The organism is Caballeronia glathei (genome assembly GCF_000698595.1).
In the GTDB taxonomy this organism is placed as follows: Bacteria; Pseudomonadota; Gammaproteobacteria; order Burkholderiales; family Burkholderiaceae; genus Caballeronia; species Caballeronia glathei.
Window position 1 is genome coordinate 113737 of the sequence record NZ_JFHC01000008.1, and the last position, 20898, is coordinate 134634.

General features: G+C 64.8%; 20 protein-coding genes and 1 pseudogene. 6 read left to right on the forward strand and 15 right to left on the reverse strand.

Annotated elements, in window-relative coordinates; genetic code table 11:
* Window positions 1-63: 63 nt before the first annotated feature.
* From prfB to BG61_RS08325, 3 genes are all read left to right on the forward strand, one after another.
* Window positions 64-1168 (forward strand): peptide chain release factor 2 gene (gene prfB / locus BG61_RS08315; protein WP_174479712.1). Its coding sequence is split into 2 segments (ribosomal slippage): window positions 64-135 and window positions 137-1168, totalling 1104 coding nucleotides; the frame shifts between segments, so codons are not numbered across the junction.
* A 148-nt stretch (window positions 1169-1316) separates the two neighbouring features.
* A complete protein-coding gene (gene lysS, locus BG61_RS08320) occupies window positions 1317-2843 on the forward strand; it encodes a lysine--tRNA ligase (RefSeq protein ID WP_035937941.1) in 1527 nt (508 codons plus the stop codon).
* A 316-nt stretch (window positions 2844-3159) separates the two neighbouring features.
* Window positions 3160-3945 (forward strand): glycine zipper 2TM domain-containing protein, encoded by a 786-nt coding sequence (locus BG61_RS08325; protein WP_051672376.1) that lies wholly within the window; start codon window positions 3160-3162, stop codon window positions 3943-3945.
* A 106-nt stretch (window positions 3946-4051) separates the two neighbouring features.
* Here BG61_RS08325 and iscX read toward each other — a convergent pair whose 3' ends face one another.
* The 10 genes from iscX to BG61_RS08375 all read right to left on the reverse strand — a co-directional run bounded on the left by iscX (window position 4052) and on the right by BG61_RS08375 (window position 10970).
* Window positions 4052-4249: a Fe-S cluster assembly protein IscX gene (gene iscX, locus BG61_RS08330; protein WP_035937939.1), complete on the reverse strand. Its 198-nt coding sequence runs from the start codon at window positions 4247-4249 to the stop codon at window positions 4052-4054.
* Between the two features lie 13 nt (window positions 4250-4262).
* On the reverse strand, window positions 4263-4604 hold the full coding sequence (fdx, locus tag BG61_RS08335) for an ISC system 2Fe-2S type ferredoxin (protein ID WP_035938157.1): 342 nt from the start codon (window positions 4602-4604) through the stop codon (window positions 4263-4265).
* A gap of 52 nt (window positions 4605-4656) precedes the next feature.
* Window positions 4657-6522: a Fe-S protein assembly chaperone HscA gene (gene hscA / locus BG61_RS08340; protein ID WP_035937938.1), complete on the reverse strand. Its 1866-nt coding sequence runs from the start codon at window positions 6520-6522 to the stop codon at window positions 4657-4659.
* A 68-nt stretch (window positions 6523-6590) separates the two neighbouring features.
* Window positions 6591-7121 carry a Fe-S protein assembly co-chaperone HscB gene (gene hscB / locus BG61_RS08345; RefSeq protein WP_035937936.1) on the reverse strand — a complete coding sequence of 177 codons (531 nt, stop codon included), beginning with the start codon at window positions 7119-7121 and terminating at the stop codon, window positions 6591-6593.
* Between the two features lie 86 nt (window positions 7122-7207).
* Window positions 7208-7531, reverse strand: a complete 324-nt coding sequence (gene iscA / locus BG61_RS08350; protein ID WP_035937934.1) for an iron-sulfur cluster assembly protein IscA — start codon at window positions 7529-7531, stop codon at window positions 7208-7210.
* A 141-nt stretch (window positions 7532-7672) separates the two neighbouring features.
* On the reverse strand, window positions 7673-8101 hold the full coding sequence (iscU, locus tag BG61_RS08355) for a Fe-S cluster assembly scaffold IscU (RefSeq protein WP_035937932.1): 429 nt from the start codon (window positions 8099-8101) through the stop codon (window positions 7673-7675).
* Window positions 8102-8139: 38 nt separating this feature from the next.
* A complete protein-coding gene (locus BG61_RS08360; protein ID WP_035937930.1) occupies window positions 8140-9363 on the reverse strand; it encodes an IscS subfamily cysteine desulfurase in 1224 nt (407 codons plus the stop codon).
* A gap of 78 nt (window positions 9364-9441) precedes the next feature.
* A complete protein-coding gene (gene iscR, locus BG61_RS08365) occupies window positions 9442-9969 on the reverse strand; it encodes a Fe-S cluster assembly transcriptional regulator IscR (RefSeq protein WP_035937928.1) in 528 nt (175 codons plus the stop codon).
* A gap of 108 nt (window positions 9970-10077) precedes the next feature.
* Entirely contained in the window at window positions 10078-10560 is a 483-nt protein-coding gene (locus BG61_RS08370) for a low molecular weight protein-tyrosine-phosphatase (RefSeq protein WP_035937926.1), read from the reverse strand.
* 170 nt (window positions 10561-10730) lie between these two features.
* Complete coding sequence (locus BG61_RS08375) at window positions 10731-10970, reverse strand: hypothetical protein (protein ID WP_035937923.1); 240 nt, start codon at window positions 10968-10970, stop codon at window positions 10731-10733.
* A gap of 251 nt (window positions 10971-11221) precedes the next feature.
* On the opposite strand from BG61_RS08375, the gene BG61_RS08380 reads away from it, so the two are divergent.
* Window positions 11222-11737 carry a hypothetical protein gene (locus tag BG61_RS08380; RefSeq protein ID WP_035937922.1) on the forward strand — a complete coding sequence of 172 codons (516 nt, stop codon included), beginning with the start codon at window positions 11222-11224 and terminating at the stop codon, window positions 11735-11737.
* A gap of 98 nt (window positions 11738-11835) precedes the next feature.
* Here the strand turns inward: BG61_RS08380 and BG61_RS08385 are convergent, their stop codons facing one another.
* Both BG61_RS08385 and BG61_RS08390 read right to left on the reverse strand, forming a co-directional pair.
* Entirely contained in the window at window positions 11836-13248 is a 1413-nt protein-coding gene (locus BG61_RS08385) for a LutB/LldF family L-lactate oxidation iron-sulfur protein (RefSeq protein WP_035937919.1), read from the reverse strand.
* A 32-nt stretch (window positions 13249-13280) separates the two neighbouring features.
* Entirely contained in the window at window positions 13281-14012 is a 732-nt protein-coding gene (locus BG61_RS08390; protein ID WP_035937916.1) for a (Fe-S)-binding protein, read from the reverse strand.
* A 188-nt stretch (window positions 14013-14200) separates the two neighbouring features.
* Here BG61_RS08390 and BG61_RS08395 point away from each other — a divergent pair, with 188 nt between their 5' ends.
* Window positions 14201-14998, forward strand: coding sequence for an IclR family transcriptional regulator (locus BG61_RS08395; protein WP_035937914.1), 798 nt, complete (start codon window positions 14201-14203; stop codon window positions 14996-14998).
* Between the two features lie 94 nt (window positions 14999-15092).
* Here BG61_RS08395 and pbpG read toward each other — a convergent pair.
* Both pbpG and BG61_RS08405 read right to left on the reverse strand, forming a co-directional pair.
* Window positions 15093-16216 (reverse strand): annotated as a pseudogene (gene pbpG, locus BG61_RS08400) (D-alanyl-D-alanine endopeptidase).
* Window positions 16217-16603: 387 nt separating this feature from the next.
* The gene (locus BG61_RS08405; protein WP_035937910.1) at window positions 16604-17560 is read right to left on the reverse strand and encodes a histone deacetylase family protein; all 957 of its coding nucleotides are present in this window, start codon (window positions 17558-17560) and stop codon (window positions 16604-16606) included.
* A 315-nt stretch (window positions 17561-17875) separates the two neighbouring features.
* Here BG61_RS08405 and BG61_RS08410 point away from each other — a divergent pair, with 315 nt between their 5' ends.
* Window positions 17876-18451 (forward strand): phasin family protein, encoded by a 576-nt coding sequence (locus tag BG61_RS08410; RefSeq protein ID WP_035937909.1) that lies wholly within the window; start codon window positions 17876-17878, stop codon window positions 18449-18451.
* Window positions 18452-18658: 207 nt separating this feature from the next.
* Here BG61_RS08410 and lpdA read toward each other — a convergent pair whose 3' ends face one another.
* Window positions 18659-20728, reverse strand: coding sequence for a dihydrolipoyl dehydrogenase (lpdA, locus tag BG61_RS08415; protein ID WP_075584133.1), 2070 nt, complete (start codon window positions 20726-20728; stop codon window positions 18659-18661).
* Between the last annotated feature and the right edge of the window lie 170 nt (window positions 20729-20898).

Consider the following 20898-nt stretch of genomic DNA (forward strand, 5'->3'; position numbering starts at 1 on the left):
CCGCCCGTTCGCACCCCCCGATCGGCTATAATTTCACCTTTTCACGAAGCCGAAATCGACCACATGGAAGCGGAACGTCTCAATTCGATCGAGAGCCTTCTCTCCGACCTGCGTCGCCGCGCAGGCGAGCTACGGGGGTATCTTTGACTACGACGCCAAGGCCGCGCGTCTAGCCGAAGTCAACAAGGAACTCGAAGACCCGAACGTCTGGAACGACTCCAAGAACGCGCAAGCGCTTGGCCGGGAAAAGAAGCTGCTCGACGGCGTCGTCACGACCGTCGCTGCGCTCGACGCCGACCTGCGTGATGCGCAGGAGCTGTTCGAAATGGCGCACGAGGAAAACGACGAGGACACCCTCGTCTCGTGCGAAACCGACGCGGCCGCGCTCGAAAAGCGCGTCGCAGACATGGAGTTTCGCCGGATGTTCTCAAATCCGGCCGACCCGAACAACTGCTTCATCGACATCCAGGCGGGCGCGGGCGGCACGGAAGCGTGCGACTGGGCGTCGATGCTGCTGCGCCAGTACCTGCGCTATTGCGAGCGCAAGGGCTTCAAGACCGAAGTGCTGGAAGAATCCGAAGGCGACGTCGCCGGCATCAAGAGCGCGACGATCAAGGTGGAAGGCGAATACGCGTACGGCTACCTGCGCACCGAAACCGGCATTCACCGGCTCGTGCGCAAGTCGCCGTTCGATTCGTCGGGCGGACGGCACACGTCGTTCTCGTCGGTGTTCGTGTACCCCGAGATCGACGACTCGATCGAAATCGAGATCAATCCGGCCGATATCCGCACCGACACCTACCGCGCATCCGGCGCGGGCGGCCAGCACATCAACAAGACGGACTCCGCCGTGCGCCTCACGCACGCGCCCACCGGCATCGTCGTGCAGTGCCAGAACGACCGCTCGCAGCACCGCAACCGCGCGGAAGCGATGCAGATGCTCAAGGCGCGCCTCTACGAGTTCGAAATGCGCAAGCGGCAGGCCGAACAGGACAAGCTGGAGTCGAGCAAGACCGATGTGGGCTGGGGTCACCAGATCCGCTCCTACGTGCTCGACCAGAGCCGCGTGAAGGACCTGCGCACCAGCGTGGAAATGAGCAATACGCGCGCCGTGCTCGACGGCGACCTCGACGACTTCATCAGCGCCAGCCTGAAACAGGGTGTGTAAGCGCGAGCGGCGCGGCCTCGAAAGCCGCGCCGCGTCGCTTTCAGGTGGCGCCGCTCAAGGTGGCACCATTTTCCGGCGCGACCGGCGCGCACCAGGCCCGGCGCCCCGCGAGAACCGCATTCCCGATCGAATCCAAAGCCAAACCATCATGACCGAACCGACCCAGACGAGTGCCGCTCCCGAACTGGAAGAGAACCAGATCGTCGCCGAACGCCGCGAGAAGCTGCGTGCGCTGCGCGAGCAAGGCATCGCCTATCCGAACGACTTTCGCCCGACCCATCAGGCCGCGCCGCTGCAATCCGAGTACGCCGGCGCCGACAAGGAAACGCTCGAAGCGAATCCGCTGCAGGTGGCGCTCGCCGGCCGGATGATGCTCAAGCGCGTGATGGGCAAGGCGAGTTTCGCGACGGTTCAGGACGGCAGCGGCCAGATCCAGTTCTTCATCACGCCCGCGGACGTGGGCGCCGAAGTCTACGACGCCTTCAAGAAGTGGGACCTCGGCGATATCGTCGCGGCGAAGGGCGTGCTCTTTCGCACCAACAAGGGCGAGCTGTCGGTGCGCTGTACCGAGCTGCGGCTCCTCTCGAAGGCGCTGCGCCCGCTGCCGGACAAGTTCCATGGCCTCGCCGACCAGGAAATGCGCTATCGCCAGCGCTACGTCGACCTGATCGTGACGCCCGAGGCGCGCGAGACGTTCATCGCGCGCACGAAGGCGTTCGCGTCGATTCGCAGCTTCATGGCAAAGGCCAACTTCATGGAAGTCGAGACGCCGATGCTGCACCCGATTCCGGGCGGCGCGGCAGCCAAGCCCTTCGTCACGCATCACAACGCGCTCGACATGCAGATGTTCCTGCGCATCGCGCCCGAGCTGTATCTGAAGCGGCTGATCGTCGGCGGCTTCGAGCGTGTGTTCGAAATCAACCGGAATTTCCGCAACGAGGGCGTCTCGCCGCGCCACAATCCGGAATTCACGATGATGGAGTTCTACGCCGCGTACACGGATTACCAGTGGCTCATGGACTTCACCGAGCAGCTGATCCGCCAGGCCGCCATCGACGCGCGCGGCACCGCGGCGATCACCTACCAGGGGCGCGAACTCGATCTCGGCAAGCCGTTCGACCGCCTGACGATCAGCCAGGCGATCCTGAAATACGCGCCGCAATATACGCACGAGCAGCTCGCCGACGCCGCGTTCCTGCGCACCGAACTGAAGAAATTCGGCGTGGACACGACGCAACCGGCGTTTCTCAACGCGGGCGTCGGCGCGCTGCAACTCGCGCTCTTCGAGGAAACGGCCGAATCGCAACTGTGGAATCCGACGTTCATCATCGATTACCCGATCGAGGTGTCGCCGCTCGCGCGGGCATCGGACACCGTGGAAGGCATCACCGAGCGCTTCGAGCTTTTCATTACCGGGCGCGAGATCGCGAACGGCTTCTCGGAACTGAACGATCCGGAAGACCAGGCCGCGCGCTTCCAGAAGCAAGTCGACCAGAAGGACGCCGGCGACGAGGAAGCGATGTACTACGACGCCGACTACATCCGCGCGCTGGAACACGGCATGCCTCCGACGGGCGGCTGCGGCATCGGCATCGACCGGCTGGTCATGCTGCTCACCGACAGCCCGAGCATCCGCGACGTCATCCTGTTCCCGCATCTGCGCCGCGAGGACTGAGGCGGCGCAGGTTGGGTCATGTGGCGGAAAAAAGCGCGTTCGGATCCGGACGCGCTTTTTTTCGTCCTTAAGTTTGTAACCACCGGTAAGTCCCTGGCGCACCGCTCGCCGCGCTCCCCTGCCGAAGCATGAATAAACCGGCCTGGCATCCGTTGTGCTTGAATCATGATTGCGCGGGACGCCGATCTTCGTTACAAATTGAAATGCCTGCGGGATCGTTTTCCCGGAAACTACGTCTCACATAGGTTCGGGAGCATATTCAACGACATGTTCAACAGTATGGCGCTGACATCTGCCCCCGGGACGGAGGTTAAAAATGGACAACCGTAACGACAAGCTGGCTGCACCGAATTCCCCGGGCGTGAACGATGCGCACGCGCGTCGCCTGCATCCGCTCATTGCAACGGCGGCAGGCGCCGTGATCGTCGCGAGCCTCGCTGCGACGGCCGCGCTCACGGGCCTATTTCCGAAGGCATCGAGCAGCCTCTCGCAGAACGGCCAGACGCAGTCGGCGCAGGTGACGCCGCAACCCGCGCCGGGCGCCGCGCAGGCGGCCGCGGCCCAGCAGCAGGCCGCTGAACAGCAGGCAGCGCAACAGGCTGCCGAACAGGCCGCCCAACAGCAAGCGGCACAACAGGCGGCGGCCCAGCAGGCGGCGGCGCAGCAAGCCGCGCAACAGCAGGTGGCCCAGCAAGCCGCGCAGCAGCAGGCGGCGCAGCAGGCTCAGCAACCTGCCCGCCAGCCCTCCTACGCGCAGAAGCCCGCCTACTGCTCGACCTGCGGCACGGTCGAGGCAATCACGGCGGTGCGCCATGAAGGCCAGGGCACGGGTATCGGCGCGGTCGGCGGCGCGGTGGCGGGCGGTGTCGTCGGCAACCAGTTCGGCAGCGGCAACGGCCGCACCGCGATGACGCTGCTCGGCGCGCTCGGCGGCGGGCTCGCCGGGAACTCGGTGGAAAAGCATGTTCGCAGCGAAACCGACTATTCCGTGCGCGTGCGCATGGAAAGCGGCAAGACACGTGTTTTCACGTATCGCCAGCCGCCGCCGTTCCAGCAGGGCCAGCACGTGCGCGTGCAGAACGGCACGCTGGTGGCAGGCTGATCGGGCTCATCGATACCCTTTCGCCAGGCTGAAACGCAAAACGGCGATTCCTTCCGGAATCGCCGTTTTGCGTTGTGCGGCGCCGCAGGAGCGGGCGCGCGCCGGATCAGTAATCCGCGTCTTCGATCCACGCGGCCTGAATCGCCTCGAGGATCTTCTCGTTCGACTTCGACGGGTCGTCGTCGAACCCTTCCAGTTCCATGACCCAGCGATGCAGGTCCGTGAAACGCACATATTGGGGGTCCACGCCCTGATGCGCGTCGGTCAGGGCCATCGCGATGTCCTGCGTGTCTGTCCACTTCATGAGCGAACTCCTGTCAGTGATTTTCCTTCGCGTGATTGATGGAGTACCGCGGAATCTCGACGACCAGATCTTCCTCGGCAGGCACCATCGCCTGACATGATAACCGCGATGTCGGCTCGAGCCCCCAGGCCTTGTCGAGCAGATCGTCCTCATCTTCCTCGGACGGTTCCAGCGCGTTGAAACCCTCCCGGATGATCACGTGACACGTCGTGCACGCACACGATTTTTCGCACGCGTGCTCGATCTCGATGCCGTGATCGAGCAGATTGTCGCAGATGCTCTTGCTCAGGTCGGCGTCGATCACGGCGCCGTCCGGACACAGTTCCACATGAGGCAGTACAACGATTTGAGGCATGAGTGCTTCCGTAAATTCGTAATCGATCAGCAACGGCGATTCAGCGGGCCATTCAGACGTCGTCGAGCTTGCGGCCCGCCAGCGCGCGGCGAATGCTCTTGTTCATCCGGCGCGCGGCGAATTCGTCCGTGGCGGCGGACAGCGCCTTGGTCGCGGTTTCGATCGCGTCGTGATCGTCCTTCGTCGTGACGGCCGCGAGTTCGCCGACGAGCGCGTCGATCTGTACACGCTCGTCGTCGTCGAGCAGCTCGGCGTCGGCTTCGAGTGCCGCCTGCGTCGCCTCGACGAGCCGCTGCGCATCCACCTGCGCCTCGCGCAGCGCGCGGGCGCGCATGTCGGTCTCGGCCGTCCTGAAACTTTCCTCCAGCATGCGGGCGACGTCGTCGTCGGCGAGGCCGTACGACGGCTTAACCACCACCGACGCCTCCACGCCCGATTCCTGCTCACGCGCGAACACCGACAGCAGGCCGTCGGCGTCCACCTGATACGTCACGCGGATGCGCGCGGCGCCCGCCGCCATCGGCGGGATGCCGCGCAGCTCGAAGCGCGCGAGCGACCGGCAGTCGGAGACGAGCTCGCGCTCGCCCTGCACGACGTGGATCGCCATCGCCGTCTGGCCGTCCTTGAACGTCGTGAAATCCTGCGCGCGCGCAATCGGAATGGTCGAGTTGCGCGGGACGATCTTTTCCGTGAGGCCACCCATCGTCTCGACACCGAGCGAGAGCGGAATCACGTCGAGCAGCAGCCAGTCGTCGCCGTCGCCGCGGCGGTTGCCGGCGAGCAGATCGGCCTGGATCGCGGCGCCGAGCGCGACGACCTGATCCGGGTCGAGATTCGTGAGCGGCGGCTGGCCGAAATAGCCTTCGACGGCGCGCCGGATCACCGGCATACGCGTCGCGCCGCCGACCAGCACGACGCCCTTGATATCCGCGGGCGCGACCTTCGCGTCGCGCAGCGCCTTTCTCGTCGGCACGAGCGTGCGGGCGACGAGCGCCTCGGCAAGCGTCGCAAACTGCGCTTCGGTGATGGCGACATCGATGCGCTGGCCGCTCGAGAGCGTCGCCTCGACGCGCGTTTGCGGCACGTCCGAAAGCGCCTCTTTCGCCGAGCGCACGCGATCGAGGAGCAGCCGCACGTCCTCGGGCGTGCCCACCTCGACGCCCGCCTGGGCGACCACGTGCCGGTACAGCGCGTGGTCGAAGTCGTCGCCGCCGAGCGCCGAATCGCCGCCCGCCGCGAGCACCTCGAACACGCCTTTCGTGAGCTTCAGGATCGACAGATCGAACGTGCCGCCGCCGAGGTCATACACCGCGTACAGGCCCTCCGACGCATTGTCGAGCCCGTAGGCGATCGCCGCCGCGGTCGGCTCGTTGAGCAGGCGCAGCACGTTCAGGCCGGCGAGGCGCGCGGCGTCCTTCGTCGCCTGCCGCTGGGCCTCGTCGAAGTAGGCCGGCACCGTGATCACCGCGCCGACGAGATCGTCGCCGAGCGTGTCTTCCGCGCGATAGCGCAGCGTCGCGAGAATCTCCGCCGACACTTCGACCGGGCTCTTCACGCCGTCGACGGTCCGGATCTGCACCATGCCGGGCGCGTCGATGAAGTCGTACGGCGCGTTTTCGGCGCCTTCCACCTCGCTCTTGCCGCGGCCCATGAAGCGCTTCACCGAGACGATCGTGTTGCGCGGATCGAGCGCCGCTTCGTCCTTCGCGATGCGCCCGATGCGGCGTCCGCCCTTTTCCAGATAGCGCACGACGGACGGCAGCAGCACGTGGCCGTCCTCGTCGGGCAGCACTTCGGGCACGCTGTTGCGCACGGCGGCCACGAGCGAATTGGTCGTGCCGAGATCGATGCCGATCGCGACGCGCCGCTGATGCGGCGCCGGCGCCATGCCGGGTTCGGAGATTTGCAGTAAAGCCATCGTTGATCTATTGGGGGTTGGGTTCGGCGCGGGCCTTCGGAACGACGCTTCTCGTCGTGCCTGCGTCCTCAAGCGTGTTCGAGCTTCTCGATCTGCGTGCCGATCTCGCTTGCCACGCGCTCGATGAACATCAGCTGGCGCACGGCTTCGCCCGCGGCCTGATCCGAATGGCTGTCGAGCAGCGCCGCGAGCTTGTCGAAGCGCACGCGTTCTTCGCCGCGCAACTCGTCGAGCAGCGCCTCGAGCGCGCCGAGATTCTTCGCGGCCGCCGCATCCTCGATCGTTTCGCGCCATTCCATCTGCTGCATGAGGAACGCGGGCTCCATCGCGGTGTTGTTTTCCGCGCCGACGTCCACGCCGCGCAGCGACAGCATGTAGCGCGCGCGCTTGAGCGGATCGCGCAGCGTCTGGTACGCCTCGTTCGTGCGCGTCGCCCACTGCATCGCGATGCGCCGCTGCGCGTCGCCTGCCGCGGCGAAGCGGTCCGGATGCACTTGCGCCTGCACCGTGCGATAGGCGTCGTCGAGCGCGCTGCTATCGACGGCGTAGGCCGGCGGCAGGTTGAACAGGTCGAAGTGACTGTCGGAAAGCGTTGCCATAGGTGATGAGGTGAAGCCCAAGCGAAACCAAGACCACGAAAGAAAAAGGCGGCACGCGCCGCCTCTGCCGGCCGGTACTCCCGGCTTTATACGCGAAAGGACTCGCCGCAGCCGCACTCGTCCTTCGCGTTCGGGTTGTTGAAGCGAAAACCTTCGTTCAACCCTTCCCGTGCGAAGTCGAGCTCGGTGCCGTCGAGATAGGCGAGGCTCTTCGGATCGATGATGATCTTCACCCCGGCCGACTCGAACACCTGGTCTTCAGGCGCGAGTTCGTCGACATACTCGAGCTTGTACGCGAGGCCCGAGCACCCCGTCGTGCGCACGCCGAGACGCAGCCCGACGCCCTTGCCGCGTCGCGCCAGATACTTCTGCACGTGCTGTGCTGCCTTATCCGTCAACGTGATTGCCATAATCTCTCGTTCTCGCAGCCGCTCGTCCGCCGGGATCGGTGCTTCCCCGGCCGGTCGCATGCTGCGGCCTTGCCTGAATCGAAAATCAGGGGCGCGCTTTCATCGGATCAACGCGCCCGCGTCCACTTTCGCGGCTGCTTCTTACGCCGCGTGCTGCTTCGCCTCGACGGGTGCCGCTTCGGGCGATGCCGCGCCGTGACGCTGCTTGTAGTCGGCGACCGCTGCCTTGATCGCGTCTTCCGCGAGGATCGAGCAGTGGATCTTCACCGGCGGCAGCGCGAGTTCCTCGGCGATCTGCGTGTTCTTGATCGTCAGCGCCTGGTCGAGCGTCTTGCCCTTCACCCATTCCGTCACGAGCGAGCTGGAGGCGATCGCCGAACCGCAGCCGTAGGTCTTGAATTTCGCGTCCTCGATGATGCCGTCCGCGCCCACGCGAATCTGCAGCTTCATCACGTCGCCGCACGCCGGCGCGCCGACCATGCCGGTGCCGACCGTGTCGTCGTCCTTGCCGAACGAGCCGACATTGCGCGGGTTTTCGTAGTGGTCCAGAACCTTGTCGCTGTATGCCATGATTCAAACTCCTTTCGTATTCGTGTGTCCGGGGGCGCTCAGTGCGCGGCCCACTGGATGGTCGAGATGTCGATGCCGTCCTTGTGCATTTCCCAGAGCGGCGACAAATCGCGCAGCTTCGCGATCTTGCTCTTCAGGAGATTGATCACGTAGTCGACGTCCTGCTCGGTCGTGAAGCGCCCCACCGTGAAGCGGATCGAGCTGTGCGCGAGTTCGTCGTTGCGCCCGAGCGCGCGCAGCACATACGAGGGCTCGAGCGACGCCGACGTGCACGCCGACCCCGACGACACCGCCACGTCCTTCACCGCCATGATCAGCGACTCGCCTTCGACGAAGTTGAAGCTGATGTTCAGGTTGTGCGGCACGCGGCGCTCCATGTCGCCGTTCACATACACTTCCTCGATATCCGAGAGTCCCTTCAGCAGCCGGTCGCGCAGCATGCGGATGCGCTCGTTCTCCGTTGCCATTTCCTCGCGGGCAATGCGAAACGCCTCGCCCATCCCGACGATCTGGTGCGTCGCGAGCGTGCCCGAGCGCATGCCGCGCTCGTGGCCGCCGCCGTGCATCTGCGCTTCGATGCGCACGCGCGGCTTCCTGCGCACATACAGCGCGCCGATGCCCTTCGGGCCATACGTCTTGTGCGCCGAGAACGACATCAGGTCGACCTTGAGCTTGTCCAGGTCAATGCCGATCTTGCCCGTGGCCTGCGCCGCGTCCACGTGGAAAATGATGCCCTTCGGGCGCGTGATCTCGCCGATCGCGGCGATATCCTGAATCACGCCGATCTCGTTGTTCACGCTCATCACCGACACGAGCACCGTGTCCGGGCGGATCGCCGCCTTGAGCTTGTCGAGATCGACGAGGCCGTCGTCCTGCACGTCCAGATACGTGACTTCGAAGCCTTCGCGCTCGAGTTCGCGCATGGTGTCGAGCACGGCCTTGTGCTCGGTCTTCACCGTGATGAGGTGCTTGCCCTTGCTCTTGTAGAAGTGCGCCGCGCCCTTGATGGCGAGGTTGTTCGATTCCGTTGCACCCGACGTCCAGATGATTTCGCGCGGATCGCAGTTCACCAGCGCCGCGACGTTCTCGCGCGCTTCCTCGACCGCACGCTCCGCATCCCAGCCGTACTGGTGGCTGCGTGACGCGGGATTGCCGAACTGCTCGCGCAGATACGGAATCATCTTGTCCACCACACGCGGATCGACCGGCGTCGTCGCGCTGTAGTCCATGTAAATGGGCAGGTGGGGAATATCGTGGTTCATCAGTCGCTCCGGATAAATCGGTCAAATGGCGTTGCCGCCGGCACTTCGGGCACTTCGCGCATGAAGGCGCGCCAGCGCTCAGCCCGCCAGGTTGAAAACGGAATTGGGCCCTTTCGGCACGACGCGCGCGGCTTCCACCGCCGCCGTCTCGGTGCGCCGGTCGCGCAGAATCGCCGACGAACCTTCGCGCGCACGCTGCTGGTCGACGAGATCCTTCAGCGACACGGAATCGAGATACTCGACCATCTTCTGGTTGAGCGTCGCCCAGAGTTCATGCGTCATGCAATGGCCGTCGTGCTGCTTCGTGCCTTCGCACGTGCCCTTGCCGCCGCACTGGGTGGCGTCGATCGGCTCGTCGACCGCGATGATGATGTCCGCGACCGTAACGTTCTCCGCGCGGCGCGCGAGGTTGTAGCCGCCGCCCGGCCCGCGGACCGATTCGACGATCTCGTGGCGCCTGAGCTTGCCGAACAACTGCTCGAGGTAGGAAAGCGAGATGCGCTGGCGCTGGCTGATACCGGCCAGCGTCACCGGGCCCTGCTCCTGGCGCAATGCCAGGTCGATCATCGCCGTGACGGCGAACCGGCCTTTCGTGGTGAGTCTCATAATTGGGGCACCGCTAATACTTGATGATTTTCGTCCAGTATAAATAGCCTACGGATTTAGTCAAGTATGCAGGACGGAAATCTATAGGAATTTACTTAAGCGCCCGCCCTAAACGACCAGTTGCGCGCGTAGCGCCTTGACGAGGCCCTCACAGGCGTCTTCGCACTGGTCGAGCACGCGCTCGAAACCTTCGTCGCCGCCGAAGTACGGGTCGACGACGACGCGGCTGTCGTCGCGAGTCGCGAATTCCATCAGCAGACGGATCTTGTCGCGATGCTCCGGCGGGCAGATTTGCGCGAGGGCGGCGGCATTCATGTCGTCCATCGCGATCAGCAGGTCGAAACGCGCGAAATCGTCGGCGGCGATCTGGCGGCCGCGCAGCGCCGAGAGGTCGTAGCCGCGCCGCTTCGCCGCGCGCTGCGCCCTGTCGTCGGGGGGGTGACCGATGTGCCAGTCGCCCGTTCCGGCGGAATCGACGATGATCCGGTCCGCGAGCTTCGCCTGCGCCACCTGATGCAGCATCACTGCCTCGGCACTCGGCGAGCGGCAGATATTGCCCAGACACACGAAGCAGACGGCAATCGAATTCATCGGATTTCAGGTACGGACTTGCTGCATTGCCGGGAGTGCGTCGGGGTTGAGGCCGGATCGTCCGACCCGGCCGGCCAGCCACTCCGCTCGAAACTGTCCCGAATTATACAAAGGTCGCGAAAAGCGCGCCTATTCCGACGGACCCGCAGTCGGCGCAGTGCTCACAGCGTTCAGAGCACGCGGGGCGCCGCGGCGACTGCCGGCATGCTGCCGGCGGGCTGCCAGTCGCCGTCGGCATCGACGAAGCCCAGCGAAATCGCGCGGGCGAACTCGGCACTCACTTCCGCGACGGTCATCTGCTCATGCGGCGCGGCGCTCGGCTGATCGGCGCCAACGGTATGCAAATAGCCGGCGAGGGCGATGGGGACGAGCATCGCGACGGGCCAGTAAGTCGATATTGTCTTTCTCATGGGGTCACCTCAACTGCTGCTTCGCGATGGGCAAGAGGCCCATTTTGCGATTGTTGTGATTCTACGGGTTTATCCCTATCAGATTAAGACGATTGATAGCAAAGGTTCGTTGCGCTTGCGACAACAAGCTGCCCGCCAGCGCCATTCCGGCCGATAATGCCGCCCCCGGACATAAAAGCTTACAAACTTGTCGGGACACTCGAATCCGGCGGCTGTCCTAGTAAACAATCGGTCAACTCCTGTTCAGAATCATGAAATTTGCAGTCGCAAGTCTCGCTGTCGTGTCGTCGGCCCTGCTGGGCGGGTGCGCCGTCTATCCCGACGGCACGCCCGCGTACGGCGGCGGCTATCCGGCCACCTACGACCCCGGCTATGGCTACTACGGCTATCCGGGCCCGGTGGTGCAGTCGGGCGTCTATATCGGCGGGGGAAGCTATTACGGCGGCCCCGGCCCGCGTTACTGGGACGACAGTCCCGGCTACCGGCACCGGCCGCCCCCAGGCGGCTGGCAGAACCGGCCGCCGGGCGGCGGTCACGGCGATCATGACGGCAATCAGGGTGGCCGGCCGCCGCAGGCGGGCGGCGGAGGCGGAAATCACGGCGGGCCGCCGCCCGCGCCGCCGCCGCAGGCTGGAGGCGGCAGGCCGCCCGCACCGGCGGCGGTCGGCGGCCCGCCGCCCGCGCGCCCCGCGCAATTGCCGCAGCCGAACATCAGCACGCCGGGCGGGCCGCCGCAGCGGCAAAATCTGGGGCGCTACGGCGGATAACGGCCGGCGGCGGACCGGCAGCGCTGCCGCAAAAGAGAAAAGCCGCGCGGGATCGACGATCCCGCGCGGCTTTTTCGCGTCCGCCTGGCGCGCTCGCCTCAGCCGATATGCGACCGCTGCGCCTTGTACAGTTCGCGAAACGTTCGCCCGACGGGCGCCGGCATGTCGCGCGTATGGGTCCAGCCGCCGCCGAGCGGCAGGCGCGAGATCGCCTTGCGGCTGCCGCCCATCCGTTCGAGGATCCGCACTGCGAGCTTCGTGAACGTCGCGTACCAGCCCGGGTGAAGCGCGAGGAAGCCCCACATGGCAAGCGCCACGCGTTCTCCCCACGGCCTCAGGCGCCGCTCCATCTGCTTTTCGCGCAGTTTTCGCAGCAGATCCGACAGCGGAATGCCCACCGGGCACACGCTGTTGCACTCACCGCACAACGTGGCTGCCTGCGGCAGGTCGAGCGCGCGGTCGATGCCGGTATAAGCCGGCGTCAGCACCGAGCCCATCGGCCCCGGATAGACCCATCCGTAGGCGTGCCCGCCGATCTTCTGATACACCGGACAGTGATTCATGCAGGCGCCGCAGCGGATGCAGCGCAGCATCTCCTGGAACTCGCCGCCGATGAGCCCCGTGCGCCCGCCGTCGACGAGCACGAAGTACATGTGCTCCGGGCCGTCGAGTTCGCCCGCGGCGCGCGGCCCCGTCAGCAGCGAAAAATAATTCGACGTGGTCTGCCCGGTCGCCGAGCGCGGCAGAAGCCGCATCGCAGTGGCGAGGTCTTCGAGCGTCGGCAGGACTTTTTCGATGCCCGTCACCGCCACGTGCACGCGCGGCATCACGGTGCACATGCCCTCGTTGCCTTCGTTCGTGACGAGCGCCACCGAACCGGTTTCCGCGATCACGAAGTTGCCGCCCGTCACGCCCATGTCCGCCGACATGAAATGCGGACGCAGCACTTCGCGCGCCTCGCGGGTCATGTCGGGAATGTCGGTGAGGCGCGGCCGCCCGTGCGTCTTCGCGAAGAGATCCGCGATCTGCTCCTTGTCCTTGTGCACGACGGGCGCGATGATGTGGCTCGGCGGCTCGTTGTCATTGATCTGGAGAATGTATTCGCCCAGATCCGTCTCGATCGACTGCACGCCCATCTCGCCGAGCACGCGGTTCAGCTGCATTTCCTCCGACACCATCGACTTCGTCTTGATCACCTTCTTCACGTCGTGCCGGCGCGCGATGTCCGCGACGAGCCGCGCCGCGTCCTGCGTCGATTCCGCGTAGAGCACCGTGGCGCCGCGCCGGGTCGCTTCGCGCTCGAAGGTGTCGAGCCACACGTCGAGATTCTCGATCGCGCGGTTGCGCCGCTCCTTCAGCGCGGCGCGCGTCTCCTCGAAATCGATCGCCGTGATCGCGCTCGCGCGGGCGCTGACGAACTTCGTCGAGAGCTTGGTGAGATTCTGCTGAAGGCGCTCGTCGGCGAGCTTGCTGCCCGCGCGCGCCTTGAACTGCATCGTCTGAACTTGCATGGGCGGTTTCTAGTGAGTAGATCAGGGGATGATCAGGCGTCGCCCGCGAGTACCTGCGCGATGTGCAGCACGCGCGTCGCGGTGTCGCCGGTGCGGCGCAGGCGCCCTTCTATGTTCAGCATGCAGCCGAGGTCGCCGAGCACGACCGCATGCGCGCCGCTTTCCTTGATGTTGGCGCATTTCTCGTCGACGATCGCCGTCGAGATGTCGCCGTACTTCACCGCGAACGTGCCGCCGAAACCGCAGCAGTGCTCGCAGCCCTTCATTTCCGCGACGGGCACGCCCGCCTGGGCGAGCAGCGCGCGCGGCTGCGCCTTGACGCCGAGCTCGCGCAGGCCCGAGCACGAATCGTGATACGTCACGCCGCCCTCGCCGCCCTTGAAGACACCCGGCTCGATGCGCGCGTGGGCGACCGTCACGAGAAAATCGGTCAGCTCGAACACGCGCGGCTGCAGGCGCCCGTAGCGATTCATCAGTTCGGGGTCGTCGCGAAAGAGGTCGCCGTAATGCGCGCGGATCATGCCGCCGCACGAGCCCGACGGCACCACCACGTAGTCGAACTGCTCGAATTCGCGCAGCGTCTTTTCGGCGAGATCGCGCGCGAGGCGCCGCTCGCCGGAGTTGTACGCGGGCTGCCCGCAGCAGGTCTGCGCGGGCGGCACGACCACTTCGAAGCCGGCCTGCTCGATCAGCTTGATGACGGAGAAGCCAATCTCGGGGCGCATCAGGTCGATGAGACAGGTGACGAACAATCCGACTCGCATGGGGCTTCCTTTTTTTATTTCGTGGCGCAAACGCCCGATTATCCGCGAATAGCGCACGTGTGCGGGCCCGTTACGGAAGAAAGGGACAGAAGCAGAAAGAGGCCCCACCCGAGACCCGCATTCGCTTTTTTCACATTACGAGATACAATTCTGTTTCCGCTGTTTGACGCGTCAAGCGATTTTTCACGATGAGCGATACGAACCCGGAATCCAAGACGTCCATACAGGTGATCGAGCGCATGATGCGGCTTCTCGACGCCCTCGCCTCGCACACCGACCCCGTCAGCCTGAAGGAGCTTGCCCAGAGCACGGAACTGCATCCGTCGACGGCGCACCGCATCCTGAACGACATGGTGCTGTGCCGGCTCGTCGACCGTTCGGATCCGGGCACGTACCGGCTCGGCATGCGCCTGCTCGAACTCGGCAATCTGGTGAAGGCGCGTCTGTCGGTGCGCGAAGCCGCGATGCCGCCGATGCGCGAGCTGCACCGCCAGACCGGGCAGACGGTGAATCTCTCCGTGCGCCAGGGCGACGAGATCGTGTACATCGAGCGCGCGTATTCGGAGCGCTCGGGCATGCAGGTCGTGCGCGCGATCGGCGGACGGGCGCCGCTGCACCTGACTTCGGTCGGCAAGCTTTTCCTCGCCGCCGACGAAGCCTCGCGCGTGCGCGCCTACGCGACCCGCACGGGCCTCTCGGGCCACACGCAGAACAGCATCACGGATCTCGCGAAGCTCGAGCGCGAGCTGTCGTTCGTGCGCCAGCAGGCGTGCGCGCGGGACAACGAGGAGCTGGAACTGGGCGTGCGCTGCATCGCCGCCGGCATCTACGACGACACCGGGCGGCTGGTGGCGGGGTTGTCGCTGTCGGCGCCGGCCGACCGGTTGCAGGACGCGTGGCTCAAGCAGCTGAGCCATACCGCGCTCGAGATTTCGCACTCGCTCGGGTATCGCGAGGACGCAGGAACGGATTCGCAGCAGCGCTGACGCCGTTCATCCGTTCGGTCGTCGCCAATACAAAAAAGCCGGATTCATCTGACGATGAATCCGGCTTTTTCCGTTTGCGCGTGGTGGCGTCGAATCAGGTCCCGCCGCCGCCCGTATCGGCACTCGTGATGTGCGGCTCGCCGGCCGTATCGAGATACGTGCGCAGGCGTCCCGCGTCGGCGAAGCGCGAATACTTGCCCGACGAGTCGAGCAGCACCATCACCACCGGGCGGCCGTGAATGTTGGCCTGCATCACCAGGCATTCACCCGCTTCGTTGATGAAGCCGGTCTTTTGCAGGCCGATATCCCACGTCGAGTTGCGAATCAGCGCGTTCGTGCTGTTGTAGGCGAGATTGCGCTTGCCCGTGAACACTTCGTAGCTGCGGTCCGTGGAGAACTTGCGGATCAGCGGATACTGATACGCGGCATTGACCATCTTTACGAGGTCGCGCGCGCTCGACACGTTCTGGCTCGTAAGCCCGGTGGAGTTCTCGAAGTGCGTGTCGGTCATGCCGAGCGACTTCGCTTTCGCGTTCATCGCGGCGATGAACCCGGGGCGCCCGCCCGAGTAATAACGCGACAGTGCGGCGGCCGCGCGGTTTTCCGACGCCATCAGCGCGATATGGAGCATGTCCTCGCGGTTCAGCTCCGAGCCGACGGCGAGGCGCGAACCCGTGTACTTCTCGTAGTCGCGGTCTTCGTCGGTGACCTGGATCACGTCGGTGAGCGGCATGCGCGAATCGAGCACGACCATTGCCGTCATCAGCTTCGTGATCGACGCGATCGGCACGACGGCGCGGGAATTCTTGTCGAAGAGCGTCTCCGACGTGTTCTGGTCGACGACGTAGGCGACGCTCGAACGCAGCGCGAGGCTGTCAGGCGTTTCGTGGAGACCGAAGGCCTGGCCGACCGTCTGCGGGCGCGGCTGGTACGCGACCGAATGCACCGCGCCGCGGCGGCGGCGACCTTCGCCGAGCGGCTCGGCGCGACCGTCTTGGACGCCCTCGCCGATTTCGACTTGGCCGTCGCAGGAGCGTCGGCGGTCTTGGCCGGTGCGGCCTTCTTGGCGACGGATTTCGACGTGGCGGTCTTTGCAAAAGCCTCGCCGGGGGCTGCCGCGAAAGACGTCGCAACCGCGATCGATACGGCCACCGACATTGCGGTGCGTAGCGCCACGCCGTGCATCATCTTCAGCGACGAAAACATTTCGGTTTTCATTAGTGTTGTGTTCTGGGGCGGCGAGAGTACCGCCAGTGTAGTAAAGCTGCGAAATTTAAGCAATATTAAGCACTTATCGACGCTCTTTAAACCGAGTTGTAAGAATCGATTACAAACACCAATAAGGTTCGACGACCGATCGTCAAAAACGATCAGGAGCCGGAAAGCATTTCGCCGATAGCGCACCTGTCCCACAACGGCATCAGTGCATATCGGCAATTTATTCTGCAACTTGAGTGAATTGTCGGCTTCCGTGTATCCGAAAACCGTGCGTTCGTCGACGTCCGGGCAGGAAAACAGCGAAACGACTGTCGCCGAGCGGCAACGGGCATTCGACTAAGGTGAAATGTTAACGTTCCTTCAACAATTTTGGTTTACGGCGAGGTCCTATAAAGCGCGGGAAATTATGCCGGCCAGCGTCCGGCTGCGCTTCCCGCATGCGCTCGCCGCGAGCTGGATCGTCTGCAGGTGCACTTCCACCGTGTCGTCGATATTGCGTCCATAGCCGCCCGCCATCGCGATCGCGACGGGCAGATCGCGCGCCGCCGCGGCCTCGAAGACGAGCCGGTCGCGCCGCGCGAGGCCGGCGAAGGTGAGACCGAGCCGGCCCAGCCGGTCGCCCGCATGCGGATCCGCGCCCGCCAGATAAATGAGGAGCGCGGGCCCGGCGCGCTCGAACATCGTCTCGAGCGCGCGTGACAGCGCTTCCGCGTAGGCGTCGTCGTCGCAGCCGTCGGGGAGCGCGACGTCGAGATCGCTCGTCTCCTTTGTAAAAGGATAGTTCGATGCGCCGTGCAGCGAGAGCGTGAACACGCTCGGGTCGTCGCGGAATATCGATGCCGTGCCGTTGCCCTGATGAACGTCGAGATCGACGATCGCGATTTGCGCCTTCTCTCCGCCCGCTGCGAAGACAACGCCCTCGGCCTGCATCGCGCGGGCTGCGACTGCGGCGTCGTTGAAGACGCAGAACCCGGCCCCGTGCGACGCATACGCGTGATGCGTGCCGCCGGCGAGGTTGACCGCGAAGCCGTCGGCGATCGCGGCACGGCATGCGGCGATGGTCGCGCCCACCGAGCGGCGGGAGCGCTCGACCATGTTCTCCGACCACGGAAAGCCGATCTCGCGCTGCTCGTTCGCGTCGAGCGCGCCCGACGCGACGCGCGCCACATAAGAGGCCGAGTGCGCGCGGGTGAGTTCGGCGTCGCCGGCGACCGGCGCTTCGTGCAGCGCGACGTCGCGCAACTGCGCCGCGACACGCTCGCGCAGCATTCGATACTTCTGCATCGGAAACCGGTGCCCCGCCGGGAGCGGCAACACAAAACGGTCACTATAGAATGCTTTCATCAGCTCTGAATTCCTGCGCTCTCCACGCGCGATCCTAGCATCCGAACCGCCCCGGGCGCCTTGTTCCATCTTGGTGCATACGGGTTATCCCGAATCGACATCACTCCGGATGCGGGCAGATAAGTCGTTGTTTAATAAATAGATTAACCACATTGTGCGGCGCACAAAAAATACTTGACATCGATAGGAATGTGATTAAAATGGCTTCCATGTTGCGACGCACCAATCGCACTTGCTTCATCCGGTAGCCGGAATCCCGGCCGCCGCCAAAAACCCACGACCCGCGCTGATAGGGTCGATTTTCAGGAGCGTGATATGACCCTGTTGACCCCCGAACAAATCGCCGCTGCACAAAAAGCTCAATTCGACACCCTGTTCGGCCTCACGAACAAGGCTTTCGAAGGTATCGAGAAGCTGGTTGAACTGAATCTGCAAGTCGTGAAGTCGACGCTCGCCGAAAGCCAGGAAAACACGCAACGTGCATTGTCGGTGAAGGACGCGCAGGAACTGCTCGCACTGCAAGCCAGCCTCACGCAGCCGACCGCCGAAAAGGTGCTGTCGTATGGCCGTCACCTGTATGAAATCGCATCGGCCACGCAAGCCGAATTCGCCCGCGTCGCCGAAGCTCAATACGAAGAGCAGAACCGCAAGGTGCAAACGCTCGTCGACAACGTCGCGAAGAACGCACCGGCAGGTTCGGAAACGGCTGTCGCCGTGATGAAGTCGGCCATCACCGCCGCCAACACCACGTACGAAACGGTTCACAAGGCAACGAAGCAAGCTGTCGAAATCGCTGAAAGCAACTTCAACGCAGCCGCTACGGCCGCGACGAAGGCTGCTACGCAAGCCACCGAACAAGCTACGCGTTCGGCCAAGAAGTCGGTTGCCTAAGCTTCTTGTCTGAAGGAAGATCCGCTCGCCGGTCCGCCGGCGGATTGAAGAAAACCCGGCTTTCGCCGGGTTTCTTTTTGGGCGCGCGGTTTGTGTCGCGGTCTGTATACGTGCTGGCGCTGCGGCGCATCTCAAAACAAGCGGCCAAAAGGAAGCGGCGCACCCTTTTCAGGGTGCGCCGCTTTTTCGTTGCGCCGCCGTCGAAGCCTACTTCTTGCGCTGCGGCGGCAGATCGGTACAGACGCCTTCGTAAAGCTCCGCAGCCATGCCGATCGATTCGCCGAGCGTCGGATGCGGATGGATCGTCTTGCCGATATCGGTTGCGTCCGCGCCCATCTCGACCGCGAGACACACTTCGCTGATCAGGTCGCCCGCATTCAGCCCGACGATGCCTCCGCCGATCACCCGGTGCGTTTCCTCATCGAAGATCAGCTTGGTGAAGCCCTCGTCGCGGCCGTTGGCGATCGCGCGGCCCGAAGCGGCCCACGGGAACACCGCCTTGCCGTACTTGATGCCCTGCGCCTTGCACTCGTCCTCGGTCTTGCCGGCCCAGGCCACTTCCGGATCGGTGTAGGCCACCGACGGAATCTGCATCGCGTCGAAATACGCCTTCTCGCCGTGCGCCGCCTCCGCCGCGACGTGGGCCTCGTGCACGGCCTTGTGCGCGAGCATCGGCTGGCCGACCAGGTCGCCGATCGCGAAAATGTGCTCGACGTTCGTGCGCATCTGCTTGTCGACGTTGATGAAGCCGCGCTCCGTGACCGCCACGCCCGCCTTGTCCGCGCCGATCTTGCCGCCGTTCGGGCTGCGCCCGACCGCGACCAGCACGAGGTCGTAGCGCTGCGCTTCGGCCGGCGCCTTCTCGCCTTCGAAGCTCACCCAGATGCCGTCTTCCTTCGCTTCCGCCTTGGTCGTCTTGGTCTTGAGCATGACGTTCGCGAAGCGCTTCGCGTTGTACTTCTCCCAGACCTTCACGAGGTCGCGGTCGGCGCCCAGCATCAGGCCGTCCAGCATTTCGACGACGTGGATCTCCGCGCCGAGCGACGCGTACACGGTCGCCATTTCCAGCCCGATGATGCCGCCGCCCACCACCAGCATGCGCTTCGGGATCTGGCGCAGTTCCAGCGCGCCCGTCGAATCGACGACGCGCGGGTCTTCCGGCATGAACGGCAGCTTCACCGCCTGCGAGCCCGCCGCGATGATCGCCTTCTTGAATTTCACGACCTTCTTGCCGCTTTCCGTCTGCACCTCCAGATGGTTCGGGTCGACGAAACTGCCGACGCCCGTCACCACTTCGACCTTGCGCGCCTTCGCCATGCCGGCGAGACCGCCCGTCAGCTTCTTGACGACGCCTTCCTTGAAGCCGCGCAGCTTGTCGAGATCGATTGACGGCTGGCCGAACGTGATGCCGTGATGTTCGAGCGCCTTCGTTTCGTCGAGCAGCAGCGCGGTGTGCAGCAGCGCCTTCGACGGAATGCAGCCGACGTTCAGGCACACGCCGCCAAGCGTCGCGTACCGCTCGACGAGCACGGTCTTCATGCCGAGGTCGGCGGAACGGAACGCGGCGGAGTATCCGCCGGGGCCGGCGCCGATCACGACCATGTCGCATTCGATGTCGGCGGCGCCCGAGTAGCTGCCCGCCTTCGGTGCGGGCGCGGCCGCCTTTTCCGGCTGGGGCGCCGGGGCCTGCGCCTTCGGCGCGGCCTCGCCCGCGCCACCGCCCGCGCCTTCGAGCGTGAGGATCACGACGCCTTCGGAGACGTTGTCGCCGACCTTGACCTTCAGTTCCTTGACCGTGCCCGCCGCGGGCGACGGCACGTCCATCGTGGCCTTGTCTGATTCGAGCGTGACGAGCGACTGTTCCTTCTCCACCGTGTCACCCGGCTTCACGTGCACTTCGATGACCGGAATGTCCTTGAAGTCGCCAATATCCGGCACCTTCACTTCCTGCGTGCCGCCGCCCGAGGGCTTCGCCTGCGCGGTCTGCGCGGCGGCCGGCGCCTTCGGCGCTTCGGCGGGCTTGGCGGTCGCGCCCGCTTCGGCCGTCTCGACCATCGCGATGACCGAGCCCTGCGACACCTTGTCGCCGGCCTTCACCTTCAGTTCCTTGACGGTGCCGGCGACGTCGCTCGGCACTTCCATCGTGGCCTTGTCGGTTTCGAGGGTGATGACGCCCTGCTCTTTTTCGATGGCGTCGCCTGGCTTGATATTCACTTCGATGACATCGACGTCAGAGAAGTCGCCGATATCGGGCACTTTTAATTCGACGAGACTCATTGTTGTCCCCTAAGAAGGAAGCGGAAAGAACCGGCCGAAGAAAGAGTCGGCCGGTTCCGCCGTCGGCAGGCGCGCCGTTCCTTTGCCTGCCTTTTCCGGTGCGAAGGAAAGGCGGGCGCCGCCGCGAAGGCGGACGGCGTGCAAGGCGCGACGCGCATGCAAGTTCAATG